This window comes from Rhizorhabdus histidinilytica (genome assembly GCF_900167915.1).
Lineage (GTDB): Bacteria > Pseudomonadota > Alphaproteobacteria > Sphingomonadales > Sphingomonadaceae > Rhizorhabdus > Rhizorhabdus histidinilytica.
Window position 1 is genome coordinate 58,906 of the sequence record NZ_FUYM01000012.1, and the last position, 17,440, is coordinate 76,345.

A 17,440-nucleotide genomic window follows, 5' to 3' on the forward strand; every position below is an offset into this window, starting at 1 on the left:
CAGCGCGGCCTTCAGTAGGGCACTTCGCCGATGACGTTGCCGCCCTCCATATAGCGGCAGACCAATATTTCGTCCTCTCCGGCGGTGCGGACAGCGCAGCCGACCTCGGTCGTCGTGCGCCAGATGAGCTGGGTGTAGTGGCCGACATCCTCGAAATCGCCGGAGATGCTGACGTTCGGGATCTTGGCGAAGCGGAATGCCTTGCGCTCGTCGATCCAGAGGGTGACCATGTCCTCCGGCGAATAGGCGCCCTTTGTCCCCCGCCACAGATTCTCGCCCTCGACGTCGAGCGACTGGTCATGCTCGATATCGGGCAGGTTCTTGAGATGATCGGCCCAGGCGGCGGCGTGCTGCGCGAGCTCGCCGCTCCATTTGAGCGGCGGCACCCCGATCCTCGCCCGCTCGGCATTGTGCGTCGCCAGCAGGCGCTGGTTGAGATCGGCGTCGCTCCACAGCGGTGCGTTGCCGCACAGTCCGACGCCCATCGCGCATCCAAGCAGAAGCCGTCCTATCGATCCACGCATGAGCCGGTCCCGTCAGCTTGGCCTGAATTCAGGATTGTTGGTGATCTGATAGAGAAGATATTGCGAACTCGACGCGCCGTTGGCGAAGCCTGGGAAGAGGATCGCCTCGCGACCGGCGAAACGGAGCTGCTCGGCGAGCCCCGCACCGATCGCCGCCCCGGCGGCAAGCTGGTGCGGATTGAAGATGTTGCGGATGAAGCCGAGCGTCTTGCGGATCGAGGCGCGCTGCGCGGTCGTCAGGCTGTCGGGCAGGCCCGCGCCATAGGGCGTGCCCGCCTCGATCAGGCGGCGTATCGTCGTGAAGTCGTCGGGCGAGAGGCGCGTCCAGTCCTTCTCGAGCGCCATGTCCTGGGCGTGGAGGATGACGGCGGTGGCCCAGGCGATGCCGCCGCTGACATAGACCTTGGGTCTCGTCAGCGCCTCGGGCAGCGCCGCGAGCCGCCGGTCGATCGTCGGTGCGATGACCTCCCGATAATGATCGGCGGCGCGTGCCCCGAAATCGTCGGTGCGGACGCTGGGATAGCGGAATTTCACCGCGCCGGCGAAGTTGCGCGTGCCAAAGGGCACCGCCAGGTCATGATAGACGCGGCGGCGGCCTTCGCGGCCATAATAGCCGCCCTTGATATCGGCGCCGCCGATCTCGACGTGGAGGACCGCCTCGCGATCGTCGGAGGGCACGATCCAGTCGGTTTCGAGCTGCGCCTCCTCGCGCGAGGTGAGCAGCCGCATGCCGATGCCGGTCCGCTCGCGCAGCATCGCCGGCAGCCGCTCGACGGCCGGCCCGACATAGCTGCGCAAGCCGCTCGATCCGACGATCGCGATCTGCTTGTCGCGCATGTCGTGGTCGCTCTTCAGCGAAGCGATGTTGCGCGCCACCAGCTCGACTGCGCTGGCGATCATGGTCTCGTCGGCGCCCGGCTGCAGGCTGCTGGCCACCAGCGTCGTGGAGCTGTCGACCCGGCGCAGGCCGAGCCGCTCATAGCCCGAGGCCGTCGCGTTGTCGCGCAGCTGGCGCTTGTCGATCCGATAGACGGCCGTGGTGACGCCGGACACGGCAAGGGTGATCAACCCATAGGGCCTATCGTGCGCGGCCGCGGCGAGCACTGGCCTCGGAAACATCGCAAGGCCAGCGGTCATGGCCCCGGCCCGCATCAAAGCCCGCCGCGTGATCGACATGAGTCCCCACTCTCGATTCGATAGCGGAATGATCTGCTCGAACGAGGTTCTCGACAACAGCTATTTTGAGGGTGCCGGCCGAGCGGAGGCGGCGGCCGAACGCGGCCGACGTTCCCCCTACCGCCTGACCACCAGGATCGCGATGTCGTCGAACTGCGGCGCGGCGCCGACGAAGGCGCCGACCCGATCGGCAAGGCTCGTCGCGATCGAGCGGGCGGTGCGGTCGGCGGGCAGCATCGAAAGCGTCTCGACGATGCCCTCGACGGTGAACTGCGCCTCGTCGGCGCGGGTCGCCTCGGACACGCCGTCGGTGAACAGCACCAGCGCATCGCCCTTGCCGAGGCGGACGGACGCTCCGTCGAACGCGGCGTCGTCGAACACGCCGAGCGCCATGCCCTCGGGCTTGTCGAGCCGCGTCACGCTGCCGTCGGCGCGGAGCAGATAGGGCGCTTCATGGCCCGCGTCGCTGTAGGCGACGGTGCCGTCGCGCAGGTCGATGATCCCGGCGAACGCGGTGACGAACAGGTTGGCGGCATTGTCGCGCGCCAGCTCGACATTGACCCGCGCCATCAGGTCGGCAGTCGACACGGCCGACAGCGCGTTCGCCTTGAACAGGGTGCTGGTCATCGCCATGAACAAGGCCGCCGGCACGCCCTTGCCCGACACGTCGCCGATCACGAAGAACAGCCGGTTCTCGTCGATCATCACATAATTGTAGAGATCGCCGCCGACCTCCTTGGCCGGTTCGAGCAGCGCATAGATGTCGATGTCCTCGCGCTCCGGAAAGGGCGGGAAGCGGCGCGGGACCATGCCGATCTGGATGTCGCGCGCGGCCGACAGCTCGCCCTCGACCCGCTCGCGCGCCGCCGTCGCCGCCTGGATCTCGATCAGGTAGCGTTGCAGGCGGGAGATCATCCCCGACATCGCCTCGGCGAGGCTGCCCACCTCGTCGGCGCGCGAGCCGCTGATCGCCTGCATCGCTCGCATCTCCTCCTCGTTCGACTGGAAGCTGCGCTCCTCGATGTTGCGGGTGTAGGAGGTCAGCCGCTCGAGCGGCCCCGTGATCCGGGTGATCAGGAGCGACCCGACCACCATCGACAGCACGAAGGTCGCGAAGCCGACCAGGATGGAGGTGCGCAGCGCGCCCGCCAGCCGCTGGTCCAGCGAATCGAGCGCGATATCGGCGCCGATGACATGGATGCGCCCGTCGGGCGAGCGGACCGGCATGTAGATCGACCGGAAGCGGCCGAAGCTGTCCTCATATTCGTCGAAGCGGACGCGGCCGTCGCGGAAGCTGCTGTAGAGCTTGGCGGGGGCGGTGTCGTAGCGGGTGAAGAAGCCGGTCTCGGTTCCTTCCTCGATCTCCCGCTGGGTAGCGCTGGTCGCGACCGTATAGATATGCGGCCCGAACTGCATGTAACTGTAGACATAGACGAGGTTCGAACGGTTGGAGAAGCGCGACAGCCGGGCCTGGATCCGGTCGAACTCGGCCGTCGGGATCGAATCGGGACCGTGGATGCGGCGGTGATAGCCTTGCGGGATGATCTCGCGCGCCGCGTGCACCGCGGTCATCAGGCGGTCGTCGATGCCGCTGATGATCTCCCGCCGGTCGATCGAATAGAGCATCGTGGAATAGGCGATCGCGGCGACGAGGTTCAGCACGAACAGCAGCAGCAGCAATTGCGGCCGCAGGCCGAAGCGGCGACGGCGCTCGATCTCGCTCACGCGATCTTGCCCCTTGCATCCACCCGCATTCCCCCCGAAGCTGTTGCCCACGCTCGACCAGACCTTGATCGTTTCAGGCTGAATCAGCCTGAAACGTGAATCAAGGTCTCGACTATTTGAAGAGAGCCTGATTCACGTCGTCGGCGGAAGCGCAAAGCGCTTCCACCTCAAACGATCAGGCTCTATCGCACCGGCGGGGCGCCAGCGGTAGTCCCAACGGCATGAAGGGGGAACTTTGGGGGGCTTCGTCAACCGGCTGCTGCGCGTCGCACCCGGCGAATGGCCGAAGCTCGCCCAGTTCGGGCTGCTCGGCTTCCTCCTGCAGATGGGGCTCGGCATAGGCTTCAGCGCCGGCGATGCCGCCTTCCTCGCGCATGCGGGGGCGGACCGGCTGGCGCTGATCTTCATGATGACGCCGGCGATCATGCTGTTCTACACGGCGGCCTTCTCCTACCTGATGGTCCGCTTCTCGATCGACCGGGTGATCGACGCGACGATCGCGCTGCTCGTGGCCGGCGGGCTGCTGTCCTATGTCGTGCTCGGGCTCGACCTGCCGCCGCACTGGCAGCTCCCCGTCTATATCGGGCTGAAGCTCTATCTCGCGATGTGGTACATCGCGCTCTACACCCAGTTCTGGAACTATACCGACGGCTATTTCGCCATCCAGGACGGCAAGCGGCTGTTCCCGCTGCTCGCCGCGGCGACCGCGCTCGGCATGACCTGCGGCGGCCTGATCGTCAGCCAGCTCGCCGGCACGGTGTCGCTGCGCGGTTTCTTCCTGATATGGGCCGGCATCGCGACCGTCACCTTCCCCGTCGCACTCCGGCTGCGCCGCCGCTGGACGCGGATCGCCGACAGCGAGGTCGAGGCGGCCGAAGAAGGCGTCGGCCGGCAGGTCCGCCAGGTCGCCGACACCTTCCGCCACTCGCGCTACACGCTGGTGCTGACGCTGATCCTGTTCGTCACCCTGTTGATGACCAACCTCGCCGAATTCCAATATTCGGACATGTTCGAGCAGGGCCGCAGCGAGGCCGAGCTCGCCAGCCTGCTCGGCACGCTCTACGCGGCGGCCAACATCTTCAACGTCATCGTCTGCCTGTTCGTCTTCAACCGGCTGGTCGCGCGGATCGGGGTGCGCAACGTCGCGCTGATCATGCCGCTGTCCTATTTCGCGGCATTCGGCTTCCTGTTCGTGACCGGCTCGTTCGAAGGGGCGCTGGCCGCCTTCTTCGCCTATCACGGCATCCTCACCTCGATCGAGTACAACAACCAGAACCTGCTGTTCAACGCCGTCCCGGCCGAAACCAAGCGGCCGGTCCGCACCATCGTCGAAGGGCTGGCCGAGCCGCTCGCCAGCTTCATCGCCGGCAGCTTCCTGCTGGTCTTCGCCGACCGCACCGACATTCGTGACCTGTCCGGGCTCGGTGTCGTCCTCGGCCTCGTCCTGCTGCTGATCGTGGTGGTGCTGCGTCAGCTCTATCCGGCGGCCATGGCGCGCAACATGCGGTCGATGCTGCTCGACTTCGGGAAGGGACGCGGGGTGGTTCCCGCCCCCGCTGCGGACGGTGCCGGCACCGACGCGCTGCTCGAACGGCTGCGCTCGCGCGATCCCGCGGTCCGCGCGGCGGCGATCGCCGGGCTGGCGGCGGGCCGCGACCTGGAGGCATTGCCGCTGATCCTCGACCGCGCCTCCTGGCTCTCGCCGGCGGACCGCCACGACATCGAGACGATGATCATCGGCTGGGGCGATACCGCGATTCCCCGGCTGGTCTCGGCCATTCCCGACCGGACCTTCCGCTATCGCGGCCGCGCCATGGCGGCGCGCGCGCTCGCCCAGCTCTCCTATCCGCTCTTCTCGTCGCAGCTCGACGCGCTGGTCCGGGCCGAACTGGAGCGCGCCGAGCCGCGCTTCGTGCTGGCCGAGGCGCTGGAGGCGCTGCCCGAGCCGACCCGTGCCACCCGGCTGCTCGCCCGACTCCAGCGCCAGCTCGTCGGCAAGGGCACCGATTTCGTGATCGAGCTGCTCGCACTCGGCGGGCGCCTGCCCGATTTCGACCTGCTGATCGTCTCGCTCCATTCGAAGAATCCGAAGGTGCGCGGCAATGCGATCGAGACGATCGAGAACGGGGTCGACCGCACCACCTTCCTGCTGCTGAAGGGGCTGCTCGACGAGCGCCCCGCGGGATCGCCGGTCGGTGGCGCGCGGCTGATCGCGCTGCTCGAGGAGCGGCTCGCCTCGCCCGACCCGCTCGAACTGGTCACCGCCGCGCAGTCGATCCGCGACCTGGTGCCGCCCGGGGAGCTTGCCCCCAGGCTGCGCAAGGCGCTCCGCCCCGATCTCTACCTGCTCGAACGCGCCGACCTGGCGACCCTGCTCGATCTGCCCGGCGCGGGGCCGCGCACCATGGTCGACAAGATCGACGCGATCGCCGCCTTCCCCGATTTCGCCGCCGCGTCGATCGACGTGCAGGCGCGGCTGGCGATCAAGCTGCGCGATGCGCCGCCGGAAAAGGACGTCCGCCGGGTCGAGGTCGACGGCGTGACGATGTGGCTGTCCAACGCCTATACGCTCGACCTCGCCGCCCGGAACGTCGATCTGGCGCTGGCGATGTACCGCGCTTCGGACGAGCGCGCCTATGCGGCGTAGCGGTCTGCCGATCCGGACGCTGCTGCTGCGCGTCTTCCTGCCCGCCGTCGCGGTCGTCGCGATCGGCCTGGGCCTGCTTGCCTATGACCGGATCTATGCCTCGATCGTAGACGGCTTCGACCGCAAGCTGATCGCGACCAGCGCGCTGACCGGGGCGCTGCTCGACGCGCGCGACCATGATGCGCTGATCGCGATCGCCCGCGCCAGGCCCGGCAGCGACGCGGCCGAGCACAGCGCCGAATATCTGCACGCCGTCCTGCCGATGCGGCGCATCCTGCACGAGCTCGACATCACCTATCTCTACACCCAGGTGCTGGGCGGGTCGCAGGACGTGATCTATGTGCTCGACGCGACGATCGGCGACGACCATTCGCCGATCGGATCGGAGGACGACCTCCCGGCCGAAACCTTGGCCGGCATCCGCCGCGCGACGGCGCACGGGACGGTCCACCTCTCGCCGATCGAGTTCCAGCAGCAATGGGGGCTGCTCAAGACCGCCGCCGCGCCGGTGCGCGACCAGCAGGGCAAGATCGTCGCCACCGCCGGCGCCGACGTCAACGTCTCGCTGATCCGCGTCGCGACCCAGAACGCGCTGTTCGTCAGCGTCGTGATCGGCTTGGCGTCGCTGCTCGGCTGCGCGTTCGTCACCTTGCTGACGGTGCGCCGCATCGCCGAGCCGCTCGACCGGCTACGGCGCGAGGCGCTGCGCATCGCCGGCGGCGATCACCGCCCGCTCGATCGCTTCCCGGCGCCGCGCGACATCGCCCAACTCCAGGCGGCACTCGCCGCCAGCACCGCCGCGACGACCGGCAGGCTCGCCGAAGCCCGCGCCCGCCGCGACGTCGCGGTCCGCGCGGCGGGCGTCGCCGAAGCCGAAGCCGCGCTGGTCCGGCGCGCGCAAGCCTCGGATCGCCTGTCCTTCACCGGCGCCGCCGCCGACGACGGCCTGTCGCTGCGCCGCGCGGCGGCCGCGCGGCTGGCCGAACGGGTCGCCGCCGATCCGGCCCTTGCCGCGCGTATCGCGGCGGAAGGGCCGCCGCTCGCGCTGGCGCCGGGGGAGCGCGCCACCGTCCGCCTCGACGACGGGCGTGAGCTGCCCATCGGAGCCGGGGCATGATCGAACGGCTGCGCACCCTGCCCGGCTTCGAGGCACTCGACGTCGAGGTGCTGGAACGGATCGTCGCGCGCGCACCGCTCCGCACGGTCGCGCCCGGCCAGCTCGTCCTGGCGGCCGGCAGCGTCGCCGAAGCGCTGTTCGCCTGCATCGAGGGCGGGCTGGCCGAGGCGGACGGAAGTGCGCTCCCGCCGGTCTATGACGCCCCCGGCCTGCTGTTCGGCCTGGCAGCGCCCCGCGATTGCCTGGGAGCCCCGGCCGGTGCGACGCTGCTCGCCATCGCCAAGCCGCACGTCTTCACCATCGCCCGCGAATATCCCGAATTCGTCGTGTCGCTGATGCACCGCAACGGAACGCCGCGATGAGCGTCCGCACCGTCATCATCCTGCTTGCGCTGCCGCTGTTCCTGTTTCTGGCCGGGATCAACAGCCTGCTGCTCTATCGCCAGGAGACCTATCATATGGAGGCGGGGCTACGCGGCGAGGCGCTTGCCGCCGCCGTGACGGTGGCCGAATTCGCACGACAGGCCGACGATCCCTTCGCCGAGCTGGGCGAGGCCGGCCGGCGGGCGGCCCTGCGCGATGCTGCGCACAAGATACCCGGGCTCGTCTCGCTCTATCTCAGCCGGCCGGGCGGGCCGCTCCTGAACTTGCTCGACACCCCGGCCATCACCCGCAAGGGGCTGATCCTGCCCGCCAAGGCGCATGTGGTGCGCGACTGGGTCGATGCGGAGGGCGATCCGCTCGTCACCGCGATCGCCCCCGACGGCCATGGCGCGATGGTGGTCGCGGAGATCAGCGCCGAACCGCTCGCGCGCCGTGCCTTCCACCTCAAGCGGCTGTCGGTGGCGCTGATCGCGGGATCGGCGGCGCTGGCCGTGCTGCTGGGCCTGATCGTCGCGCGCCGCGTCGGGCGCGCCTTCAGCCGCATCCGCGCGATCATCGAGACGCGGGTGGGAGCGGACGACGATCGGGCGCTCGGCATCCGCGAGGTCCGCGACCTGGCCGACGCAATCGGCTTGCTCGACACCAGCGTGGCGAGCGAACTCGAACGGCTCGAACGGCGCCCCGGTGGCGGTCTGGCGGAAGGCATCGTCGCCTTGCGCGAACGTCATCTGCCCGCGATCGAGCGGACCGAAGGCAGGATCGCGCTGTCGATCCGCCCGCTGCCCGACGCGCCGGCCGGCGCGGTGCATGTCGCCCTGCCCTGCCCGGACGGCGGCTGGGCGATCGCGCTGGGCGTGGCGGGCGGCGACCCGGCCGAGGCGCTGGCCGCCGCGATCGCCGCGCGCGACCATGTCGCGGACGGGCCCGCCTCCGCCTTCCGCGACCGGCTGGAGCTGGCCGCGCAGGCGTTCGGCGTCGGCTGGCGCGTGGTCGCGACCGGCGCGACCGACGGCGCCTTCGCGCTCGCGGCCGATCCCGCCGCGATCGACGCCTATCATAGGCTCAATCCGGGCCTGTCGGCGGAGGCGCTGGCCGCCGACCTCGCCATCCTGTTCGCGGAGAGCGGCATCGTCGCCGCGGTGAGGCCGGTCTAGAATCTGTATCCGCTCGGCCTGAGGAGCGGGCCGGACAATTCTAGCCGAGCGAGGCGATCGCCGCGTCGACGTCGGGTTCGATCGTGAAGATTTTCGAGAAGCCGCTGATGTCGAACACCTCGTGGACCGCGGGGGCGACGCCGGTGATGACCAGCCGGTGCCCGGCCGCCTTGGCGCCCTTCGCCCCGATCAGCAGGACGCGCAGCCCGGCCGAGCTTACATAGGGGACGCCGGACAGGTCGACGACGACTGCGCCATGCTCGCGAACGCGCGCCGGCAGCACCGCCTCGAGCTCGCCTGCCGTAGTGCTGTCGATGCGGCCGGCGGCCGAAATCACGAGGGCGCCGTCTCGGCTATTTTCGCTGATGTCCATCTGGTCTAGAATCCGCTCCGGCTCCGCCTCGTCGGCGTCGCTGCATATCAGGAGTGGGTCTCGATTTACCACAGGATTATCGAAAGCGGCGGCGCGGAAGGGCGGGCGGCACGGCGGCATGGGGGCTAGGTTCGAACGCTCCCTGGCCGCCGGCGCGCCCGGCCTCTCCGCCTTGATCGCGGAGATCGAGGCCTGGCTGGACGCCGCCGGGGTTCCGCCCGCGCAGGCGGCGCGGATGATGATCGTGTTCGACGAGGTGCTCAGCAACATCTCCAAGCACGGCGGCGGGACATTGTCGGTCGCCATCGCGATTGCCGACCGGCGCCTCACCGCCACGGTCGTCGACGACGGACCGCCGTTCGATCCGCTTGCCCGCGAGACGCCCGACACCGATCTCGATATCGATGACCGGGCGATCGGCGGGCTCGGTATCCATCTGGTCCGCCAGTTGATGGACGACGTCGCCTATGCCCGCGTCGATGATCGGAACCGGCTGATCTTTAGCAAGACTTTCTGAGCTTTTCGGCCTATCCTGCCGTCGGGCAAACGGGGACAAGACAGCATGACGTCTGCGCCGGAGTGGGCAACGGCACAGCAGCTTCAGGACGACGAGGCGCTCGATGTCGTGCGTCTCGACGATTCGCGCGGGCTGGGCGTGCGGACACGGCAGGCATTCGCGGCGGGTGCCGTCGTGCACCGCTTCGCCGGCATCGTCAGCGGGGACATCTGCCAGCACAGCCTTCAGATCGATGCCAGCCGGCACATCAGCGGCACCCGCTATATCGGCTATCTCAGCCATGGCTGCGATCCCAATTGCAGGCTCGACATGGTCGGCTTCGTCCTGGTCGCGCTGCGCGCTGTAGCGCCCGGCGAGGTGCTGACCGTCGACTATGCCGACACCGAAGACCGCCTCCACCGCCAGTTCGCCTGCTGCTGCGGCGCGGCGGCGTGCCGGGGCTGGATCCATGGCCGCCGCGAGGCGCCGAACCCGGAGGGCCTGGCCTGGCTGGCGGAGCACGATGCCCGCTGAGTGGTGGGCGCGCGAGGACCTGCACCGCGACGCCGACGGCCGGCTGATCTTCGCGGGCATCGACGTCGAGAGGCTCGCCGGAGCGCATGACGGGCCGCTGTTCGTCTATGGCGCCGACCGCATCCGTGCCAACCTGAACCGGCTGCGCGGCGCGCTGGAGGCGAGCGGCTGCGAACACCGCGTCTATTATGCGATGAAGTGCAACCGCTTCGCACCACTGCTGGAGATGCTGGCGGCGGACGGGACGGTGGGCGTCGACATCTGCTCGCCCGACGAGCTCGACCTCGCGCTGGCCTGCGGCTTTCGGGCGGAGGATATCAGCTTCACCGGCACCAGCGTCGCCGACCGCGACCTCGACCGGCTGCTCGTCCACGACGATCTCCACATCAACTGCGACTCGCTCGGCCAGCTCCGCCGGATCGGCGAACGCCGGCGGGGCCGGGCGATCGGCATCCGCGTCAACCCGGGCTTCGGCACCGGCTATGGCGATTCCGCGCGGCTGACCTATGCCGGTGTGCGCACCACCAAATTCGGCATCTATCGCGAGCAATGGGCCGAAGCGCTCGACCTTGCCGCGCGCCACGATCTCCGCATCACCGCGATCCATTTCCACGTCGGCTGCGGCTATCTGTCGGGTCAGCTCGACGCCTGGGACGAGGCGGTCGGCGCGGCGGCGACCTTCCTGGCCGATCTGCCCCACGCGACGATGGTCAACATTGGCGGTGGCCTCGGCCTGCCCCACAGCACCGGCGACGCGCCGCTCGACCTCGCCCGCTGGTCGGCGATCGTCGCACGCCATTTCGGCGGCCGCGGCCTGACGGTCGCGGTCGAGCCGGGCGACTATCTGGTCAAGGACGCGGGGCTGCTGCTGCTGTCGGTCGTCGGGATCGAGCGCAAGCGCGACACATTGTTCGTCGCGGTCGACGGCGGTTTCAACCTCCACCCGGAGCCGGCGCATTACGACCTGCCGTGCGAGCCGGTCGCCTGCATCCTGCGTGAAGCGGACCAGGCCCGCTGGCAACCGGTCAGCGTCGCCGGCAACATCAACGAGGCCCTCGACCTTTGGGCGGAGGATCATCCGATGCCGCCGTTGGAGGAAGGCGACCATGTCGCGCTGATCAATGCCGGCGGCTATGGCTCGGCGATGAGCTCGAACCACTGCATGCGCGGCGCCTTCACCGAGCTACTGGTGTAGCTCCGCGAAGAAGCGCGCCTCGATCGCCGCGGCACCGAGCGGCTCCGCCAATAGGAAGCCCTGGAGCACGTCGCAGCCGATGCTCGTCAGGAACAGCCGCTGCTGCTCGGTCTCCACCCCTTCGGCGGTGGTTTCGAGCCCGCTCAGCCGCGCCAGGTCGACGATCGCCTGGATCACCGGGCTGCCGGCCTGGCCGGGCTGGATCGTCGACACGAAGCTGCGGTCGATCTTGATCCGGTCGACCTCGAAGCCGCGCAGGTGCCGGAAGGAGGAATAGCCGGTACCGAAATCGTCGAGCGCGATCCGCACGCCGATGTCGCGCAGCCAGCCGAGATTGGCGCGGCACTTCTCGCTGCTGTCGACGAAGCTCGTCTCGGTGATCTCCAGCTCGAGCCGGTTCGGGGACAACCTGGTCCGCCGCAGGATCGCATAGACCCGCTCGGCCAGCGCCGGATTGCGGAGCTGCATCGCCGACAGGTTGACCGAGATGGTGCCGGCCGGCCAGCGCGCGGCGACCAGACAAGCCTGTTCAAGCACCCATTCGCCCAGCGTCTCGATCAGCCCGCACTCCTCGGCGACCGGCACGAACTGGGCAGGCAGCATCCGGCCCCGCACCGGATGATCCCAGCGGATCAGCGCCTCGGCGCCGAGCAGCAGCCCGCCCTTCGCGGCGAAATAGGGCTGGTAGGCGATGTCGAGTCCTTCGCCGGTGCGCATCGCCTCGCGTAGCTCGGCCTCGATCTCGTGGCGATCGCGGATGCGTTCGCCCATCGTCTCGGCATAGAAGCTGTGCCGGCGGCGGCCGCCACGCTTGGCGTCATAGAGCGCGATGTCGGCCTTGCGGACTAGCTCGACCCGGTCCAGCCCGTCCTGCGGCGCCACCGCGACGCCGATGCTCGCGCCGATCAGCACCTCGCCATTGCCGAGGTCGATCGGCCGCGCCAGCGTGCGGTGAATGCTGCGCGCAAGCTGTTCGGCGGTCGCCGCCGAATTGTCGGAGCCGTGGATGATCGCGAACTCGTCCCCGCCCAGCCTGGCGACGACGTCGCCGGGCGCGAGATCGCTCAATATCTTCGCGAGCGCCCGGATGAGCTGGTCGCCGGTCGGATGGCCGAGATGGTCGTTGACGTTCTTGAAATGGTCGAGGTCGACGTAGATCAGCGCCAGCGACCGCCCGGTCAGGCAGATCTCGCCCAGCCGCTCGTTGAGCCGCCGATCGAACAATGCGCGGTTGGCGAGGCCGGTCAGCGGATCATGGTCGGCGAGATGCTGGGCTTCCGCCTTGGCGGCGCTGAGCTGCCGCGTGCCGCGACTGATCCGATGCAGCAGCCAGGCGACCAGCGCGAAGACGAGCAACAGCGACACGACCAGCACCGGTGCGACCTGTCGCAACATCGCGCGGCCGGGCCGGAACGGTTCCCAGACGAAATAGCCGATGCGCTCGCCCGAGCGGGTGCGGAGAGCGACGCTGCTGTCGTCCGGATCGGCGGGCGACAGGTATGAGAAATGGCCGCGTTCGAGCTGATAGCGTCGCGCCAGGTCGGCACCGAAGCTGCCGTCGAGATAGCGAACGCTGACATGGACATATTCCCTCCCCGGCGGCACCGGCCGCTCGCCGGTGTCGGTCACGACCGGCTTAGCGCTGATGATCGCGGGATGACCATGGATGGTGGCAAGGTCGATCGCTCCGGGCGAGAGCACGGTCCCTTGCCGTGAGATCTTGGCGCCGCCGCGCATCTTGGCGCGCAGCTCGGCGATCAGTGCCCGCCCGACGGTGCCGATCGACCGCGCATAACGCACGGCGTCGTCGCGCCGGCCATTGCGCATCGCATGGACCGGGCGATCATCGGGATCGACGATGAACACCTCGTCATGGCCATAATAGGTGTGGAGCCAGAGGCCGAGATTGTCGTCGAGCCAGTTCTGGTCGATCGGCCGCCTCGCCAGCTGCTCGACCGCGTCGTCCCAGACCGTCGCGGCCTCCTGTTCATGCGGGATCGACCGGAAGGTCTGGTCGAGCACGGTGGAGATCAGCTTATGCTGCCGGTCGATCGCCAGCTCGTCGGCCTTGCGCGCGGCATACCAGAGGAAGCCCGCGAGCATCGCCGCCATGAGCAGCACGACGAAAACCGTCCGCGCGATGATCTGGGAGGTGAGCGCCTCGCGCGGTGCGACGGCCAGGGGATCGCCCTGGCGCAGGAAGCGCTCGGTCAGCAAGATATCGATCCGCTACGCCGCATCAACACGAATCGCCGACTCCTCGGCGCCATCCTATCGTCCAGCGGGGGCTTTGACCATCGACCGCCGACGGTGGCGGAAACCCCGCTTCTTCAGGGTCGCGCGCCCAGCGCCTCGTCTATCGCCTGGGCTTCGCGATCGAACATCGCAGCCATGGCGGTCAGCCGCTCGCGTTCCTGCTCGTCGGCGGTATTGTGCGCCAGCAGGCGGGCCTTGGCCGCTTCACGCCGCAGCCGCGCGGCGGAGCCCTTCGATCGGTCCGACATGGCGATCAGCCGACCTTGCCGAAAATCTCGCCGAAGAAGGCGATCATCTCGTCCCACGACCGCCGGTCCGCGGCCGCGTCGTAGCGGGCGAAATCGGGCATGCCCAGCGCATCGGCATCCTTGTTGGTGAAGCTGTGCACCACGCCGCCGTAGAGCTTCATCTGCCAGTCGACCTTGCCGGCACGCATCTCCGCCTCGAAGGCGGCGCGCTGGTCGGGGGGAATGCCCGGATCGTCGGCACCGATCAGCACCAATATCCGCGCCCGGATGTCCTTCGCATCCTGCGGCCGGTTGGTCGCGAGGCCGCTGTGGAAGCCGACCACGCCCGCGATGGGCGCGCCGCCCCGCGCCAGCTCGAGCGACATGGTACCGCCGAAGCAATAGCCGATCGAGGCGATCCGCGCCGGATCGACCTCGTCGCGGCCGAGCAGCGCGGCGAGGCCGCCGCCGGCGCGCGCACGGATACGCTCGGGCGCCTCGCGCAGCGGGCCGAGCTCCGCCATCATCTTCTCGCGGTCGGTGATGACCTGGCCTCCGCCGTGCAGGTCGCAGGCCAGTGCGACATAGCCCAGCTCGGCCAGCCGACGCGCCTGTTCCTTGGCATGGTCGCCGAGGCCGAAGGCTTCGGGAAAGACCAGCACGCCGGGCCGCCGCTCGCCCTGCGCGGGATCGACGAAGAGGTGGCTTTCCATACGCAGGCCGTCGGCCTCGTAGGTCAGAATTTCGGTGTGCATGACTCTCCCCATTCGACCTTCCCACCCCAGATCGCCTGTTAAGCATGTCATGGGCGGTACACAATCGCTGCTTTTGGCCTCTTCTGATCCATCTCGGACCAATAAGAGACGGGTCGTCCTCCCCTCCCGCCGCCCCATCGTCATTCCGGGAGAGCGGGAATGATGGGGCGGACGACAGCATTCGAAAATGTCCTACCGGCGCATGAACCCCATCCAGCGGAGCAGCAGGTAGGTGGCGCCAGCCGCGGCGCAGGCGAGCAGGGTGGCAAGGAAGGTGCCATGCGGCGTCTGCGCCCAGGGCAGGCCGCCGGTGTTCATGCCGAACAGGCCGGTGACGAAGGTCGCCGGCAGCAGCAGGGCAGTCATGATCGACAGGATGTAGAGATTCTGGTTGGTCCGCTGGTCGACCTGGGTGTCGATCTCCTCGCGCAGCTGGCGGAGCTGGCGCTGGACACCTTCGACGTCGGCATCGAGCGACTGGAGCCGCTGCGACAGCTTCTCGACCGTCGGGAGCAGCGCCTCGGGAAGCTCCTCGTCCTCCTCGAGGCGCCGGAACACCGTGCTCATCCCATCGAGCATGCGGTGGAGCTGGGCAAGCCGCCGCCGGATCGTGATCAGGCCCCTGGCGGTCGGCGCGTCGACGTCGTTGAGGAAGGCGTCCTCGGCCCGCTGCACCTCCCCGCTCAGGTCGCGGACCTCGGCCGACAGCCCCTCGGCGATGGTGGTGACGAGCAGATCGAGCGCATCGCTGGGCTCCTCGATGCGGCGACCATGCGTCAGTCGGTTGCGGACATTGTCGGCCGAGCGGATCGGATGGAGCCGCGCGGTGATCATCATCGTCGGGGTCAGCGCCATCCGGATCGCCCCGACCTCGGTGCTGCGCTGCTCGAAATCGCGCTCGAAGTCATGGAGCACGCAGCCGACCACGCCACGGTCGACCAGCGCGCGCTGGTGATTGTCGCTCGCCAGCAGCAATTCCCTGACGTCCTCGGGCAGCGTCTCCTGCCGGTTGATCCAGCTCGCCGTGCCCTGATGCGCCAGGCTGAGGTGCAGCCAGCGGAAGCCGTCCGCCTTCTCCTCGCACCGCTCGGTCGGATGTGCTCCAGCCGCGTCGAGGTCGAACGCCCAGATCAGCCCCGGCGCCGCCGGGAACGGCGTGATCGGCAATGGATCGCTGTTCGTCGGCACGTTCCGGCCTCGCTTCGTCTCAACGCCCGCGCAGCCGGTGGATTCCGCCGAATCGCCATGCGACGCTGCGGGTGCAGCTTAGCCGGGAACGATGACAGGGGGGAATGAGACAAGGAAGGCTGGCATGGCTGCGCGATCCCGATAGAAGCGGCGATGGTGGGCGACGATCCGAATCCTCCTTCCGGCTGGAAAATCCGGCTGACCCTGGCGCTTCCGATCGCGCTGGGCCTTGCGCTGCGTATTGGCGCGGCGCGTGGGGACTATTGGCTCGACGAGGCCTGGACCGCGCTGTTCGCGCGCGAGGCGCGGACACCTGGCGAAATGCTGCTCGCCATCGGCCACGGCCATGGCGACCTGCTCACCATCGCCTGGCTGCAACTCGTCGGCTGGGGCGGTTCGCCGCTGCTCGGCCGTGCGCTGTCGATCGCCTGCGGTGCCGCAGGGATCGGCGTGGCCGGACTGATCGGGCTGCGACGCGGACCGGGGGCCGCGCTGCTGACCGCGACGATGACCGCGATCTCGCCGATCCTGGTCACCTACGGGTCCGAGGCGAGCGGCCACGCGGTGATGCTGCTGGCTTTGCTCGTCTCGATCTGGATCGTCGATCGGGCGCTGTTCGGCCGGCCACCGCGCCACGCCGCCGCATGGCTGAGCCTTGCCGGGCTGCTCGGCACGCTCGCCGATATGTCGATGCTGTACGGCGTCGCGGCGCTGAGCGGCTGGGTGCTGATCGAGCGCGGGCGGCACATGCCAGCCGGCCGCGCGCTCGCCGCCACCCTATGGCTGATGGGCGGGCCGGTCGCGGCGGTGGTCGCGGCGCTCCTCCTCATCCTGCTCGGAACCTATGCCGGCGCGGACGGGCTGCTCATCGGCGGCCATGCCGCCTTCTCCTGGCCGGCCTTCCTCGACGCGCTCGTCCACATGCTGGCCTTCACGATCGGCTGGACGCCGCTGATCGGCTTGCCGATGCTGGCGCTGTTGCTGCTTCCCCTGACGGTGCGGCGGAAGGGAGCCCTCGCCGACCGGGCGCCCTTCTTCCTGATCGCGATCCTCGGCCTCCCGCTGCTGGTGGCGCTGCTCCGGCCGGAGGGCAGCGCCCTCCCCCGCTATTATCTGCTCGTTTCGATGGCACTGTTGCTGCTGATCGCCGATCTGCTGGCGGCGCTGATCGCGCGCCAGAAGCAGCCGGCGGCGGTGGCGGCCGGCATGATCCTGGTCGCCGGCCTGGTCGCCGACACCGCGATCGTCGGCAGCCGGCGTGGCGACCCCGGCAAGGCCGTCGACGCGATGATCAGCCGGGCGCCGGGCGGCGCGGCGGTGATGCTCGACCATGGCGGCGACAGCGCGGTGCTCGAAAGCGCGGCGGCTTCGCGGGTCTATCAGCTCCTCGCGGTGGAGAGCTGCGCGCCCGCCCGCTTCGTCTATCTGTCGAGCGACGGCACCCGGTCGCTGCCGCTCGCGGCCCTGCGCTGCGGCGCGGCCTTTCGCCCGGTCGCCGCGGGCCATGCCGCCGGATTGTCGGGCATGGACTGGCAATTATACGAGCGGGTGCGATGAGATCGGGCCAAGGCGTTCCGGTTTCGAAACCGTCTGGGGCAAGGGGGGCCGGTGCTCCACGAAGTGATTGGCACCATGCCGTCGCGCCGTGTACAGCGCCATCCCCAGGGGCCCAGACCCCAATTCCGTCTGC

The 17,440-nt window shown here is 69.1% G+C and carries 16 protein-coding genes; 8 read left to right on the top strand and 8 right to left on the bottom strand.

The features are described 5' to 3' along the window. Positions 1-11 precede the first annotated feature (11 nt). The 3 genes from B5X82_RS21705 to B5X82_RS21715 all read right to left on the bottom strand — a co-directional run bounded on the left by B5X82_RS21705 (position 12) and on the right by B5X82_RS21715 (position 3,425). Positions 12-485 carry a CAP domain-containing protein gene (locus B5X82_RS21705; RefSeq protein ID WP_235862762.1) on the bottom strand — a complete coding sequence of 158 codons (474 nt, stop codon included), beginning with the start codon at positions 483-485 and terminating at the stop codon, positions 12-14. Between the two features lie 51 nt (positions 486-536). Then, complete coding sequence (locus B5X82_RS21710; RefSeq protein ID WP_079650273.1) at positions 537-1,592, bottom strand: hypothetical protein; 1,056 nt, start codon at positions 1,590-1,592, stop codon at positions 537-539. 225 nt (positions 1,593-1,817) lie between these two features. After that, entirely contained in the window at positions 1,818-3,425 is a 1,608-nt protein-coding gene (locus B5X82_RS21715) for a PP2C family protein-serine/threonine phosphatase (RefSeq protein ID WP_079650274.1), read from the bottom strand. A 235-nt stretch (positions 3,426-3,660) separates the two neighbouring features. Here B5X82_RS21715 and B5X82_RS21720 point away from each other — a divergent pair, with 235 nt between their 5' ends. Genes B5X82_RS21720 through B5X82_RS21735 form a run of 4 tightly spaced genes read left to right on the top strand, consistent with a single transcriptional unit; the run spans position 3,661 to position 8,726 of the window. Then, positions 3,661-6,072, top strand: coding sequence for an MFS transporter (locus B5X82_RS21720; RefSeq protein WP_079650276.1), 2,412 nt, complete (start codon positions 3,661-3,663; stop codon positions 6,070-6,072). Then, a complete protein-coding gene (locus B5X82_RS21725; protein ID WP_079650277.1) occupies positions 6,062-7,189 on the top strand; it encodes a HAMP domain-containing protein in 1,128 nt (375 codons plus the stop codon). Before B5X82_RS21720 ends, B5X82_RS21725 begins: the two co-directional genes overlap by 11 nt. Further along, complete coding sequence (locus tag B5X82_RS21730; protein ID WP_079650278.1) at positions 7,186-7,551, top strand: cyclic nucleotide-binding domain-containing protein; 366 nt, start codon at positions 7,186-7,188, stop codon at positions 7,549-7,551. The genes B5X82_RS21725 and B5X82_RS21730 overlap by 4 nt, the downstream gene beginning before the upstream one ends. Further along, a complete protein-coding gene (locus tag B5X82_RS21735) occupies positions 7,548-8,726 on the top strand; it encodes a hypothetical protein (protein ID WP_079650279.1) in 1,179 nt (392 codons plus the stop codon). The genes B5X82_RS21730 and B5X82_RS21735 overlap by 4 nt, the downstream gene beginning before the upstream one ends. A gap of 40 nt (positions 8,727-8,766) precedes the next feature. Here B5X82_RS21735 and B5X82_RS21740 read toward each other — a convergent pair whose 3' ends face one another. Further along, positions 8,767-9,099 carry an STAS domain-containing protein gene (locus tag B5X82_RS21740; protein WP_223811244.1) on the bottom strand — a complete coding sequence of 111 codons (333 nt, stop codon included), beginning with the start codon at positions 9,097-9,099 and terminating at the stop codon, positions 8,767-8,769. A gap of 118 nt (positions 9,100-9,217) precedes the next feature. Here B5X82_RS21740 and B5X82_RS21745 point away from each other — a divergent pair, with 118 nt between their 5' ends. Genes B5X82_RS21745 through B5X82_RS21755 form a run of 3 tightly spaced genes read left to right on the top strand, consistent with a single transcriptional unit; the run spans position 9,218 to position 11,324 of the window. After that, positions 9,218-9,616 (top strand): ATP-binding protein, encoded by a 399-nt coding sequence (locus B5X82_RS21745; RefSeq protein ID WP_079650281.1) that lies wholly within the window; start codon positions 9,218-9,220, stop codon positions 9,614-9,616. A gap of 45 nt (positions 9,617-9,661) precedes the next feature. Beyond that, complete coding sequence (locus B5X82_RS21750; RefSeq protein WP_079650282.1) at positions 9,662-10,129, top strand: SET domain-containing protein-lysine N-methyltransferase; 468 nt, start codon at positions 9,662-9,664, stop codon at positions 10,127-10,129. Then, a complete protein-coding gene (locus B5X82_RS21755) occupies positions 10,119-11,324 on the top strand; it encodes a diaminopimelate decarboxylase (RefSeq protein WP_079650283.1) in 1,206 nt (401 codons plus the stop codon). The genes B5X82_RS21750 and B5X82_RS21755 overlap by 11 nt, the downstream gene beginning before the upstream one ends. On the opposite strand, the gene B5X82_RS21760 is transcribed toward B5X82_RS21755, so the two are convergent. The 4 genes from B5X82_RS21760 to B5X82_RS21770 form a co-directional block, all read right to left on the bottom strand. Continuing rightward, complete coding sequence (locus B5X82_RS21760) at positions 11,313-13,541, bottom strand: putative bifunctional diguanylate cyclase/phosphodiesterase (RefSeq protein ID WP_235862763.1); 2,229 nt, start codon at positions 13,539-13,541, stop codon at positions 11,313-11,315. The genes B5X82_RS21755 and B5X82_RS21760 overlap by 12 nt on opposite strands. A 113-nt stretch (positions 13,542-13,654) precedes the next feature. Next, positions 13,655-13,828, bottom strand: coding sequence for a hypothetical protein (locus tag B5X82_RS26845; protein WP_176152662.1), 174 nt, complete (start codon positions 13,826-13,828; stop codon positions 13,655-13,657). A gap of 5 nt (positions 13,829-13,833) precedes the next feature. Continuing rightward, entirely contained in the window at positions 13,834-14,562 is a 729-nt protein-coding gene (locus B5X82_RS21765; RefSeq protein ID WP_223811242.1) for a dienelactone hydrolase family protein, read from the bottom strand. Between the two features lie 192 nt (positions 14,563-14,754). Further along, the gene (locus B5X82_RS21770) at positions 14,755-15,750 is read right to left on the bottom strand and encodes a transporter (RefSeq protein ID WP_079650285.1); all 996 of its coding nucleotides are present in this window, start codon (positions 15,748-15,750) and stop codon (positions 14,755-14,757) included. Between the two features lie 153 nt (positions 15,751-15,903). Here B5X82_RS21770 and B5X82_RS21775 point away from each other — a divergent pair, with 153 nt between their 5' ends. Next, positions 15,904-17,307, top strand: coding sequence for a hypothetical protein (locus tag B5X82_RS21775; protein ID WP_079650286.1), 1,404 nt, complete (start codon positions 15,904-15,906; stop codon positions 17,305-17,307). The last annotated feature ends 133 nt before the right edge of the window (positions 17,308-17,440 follow it).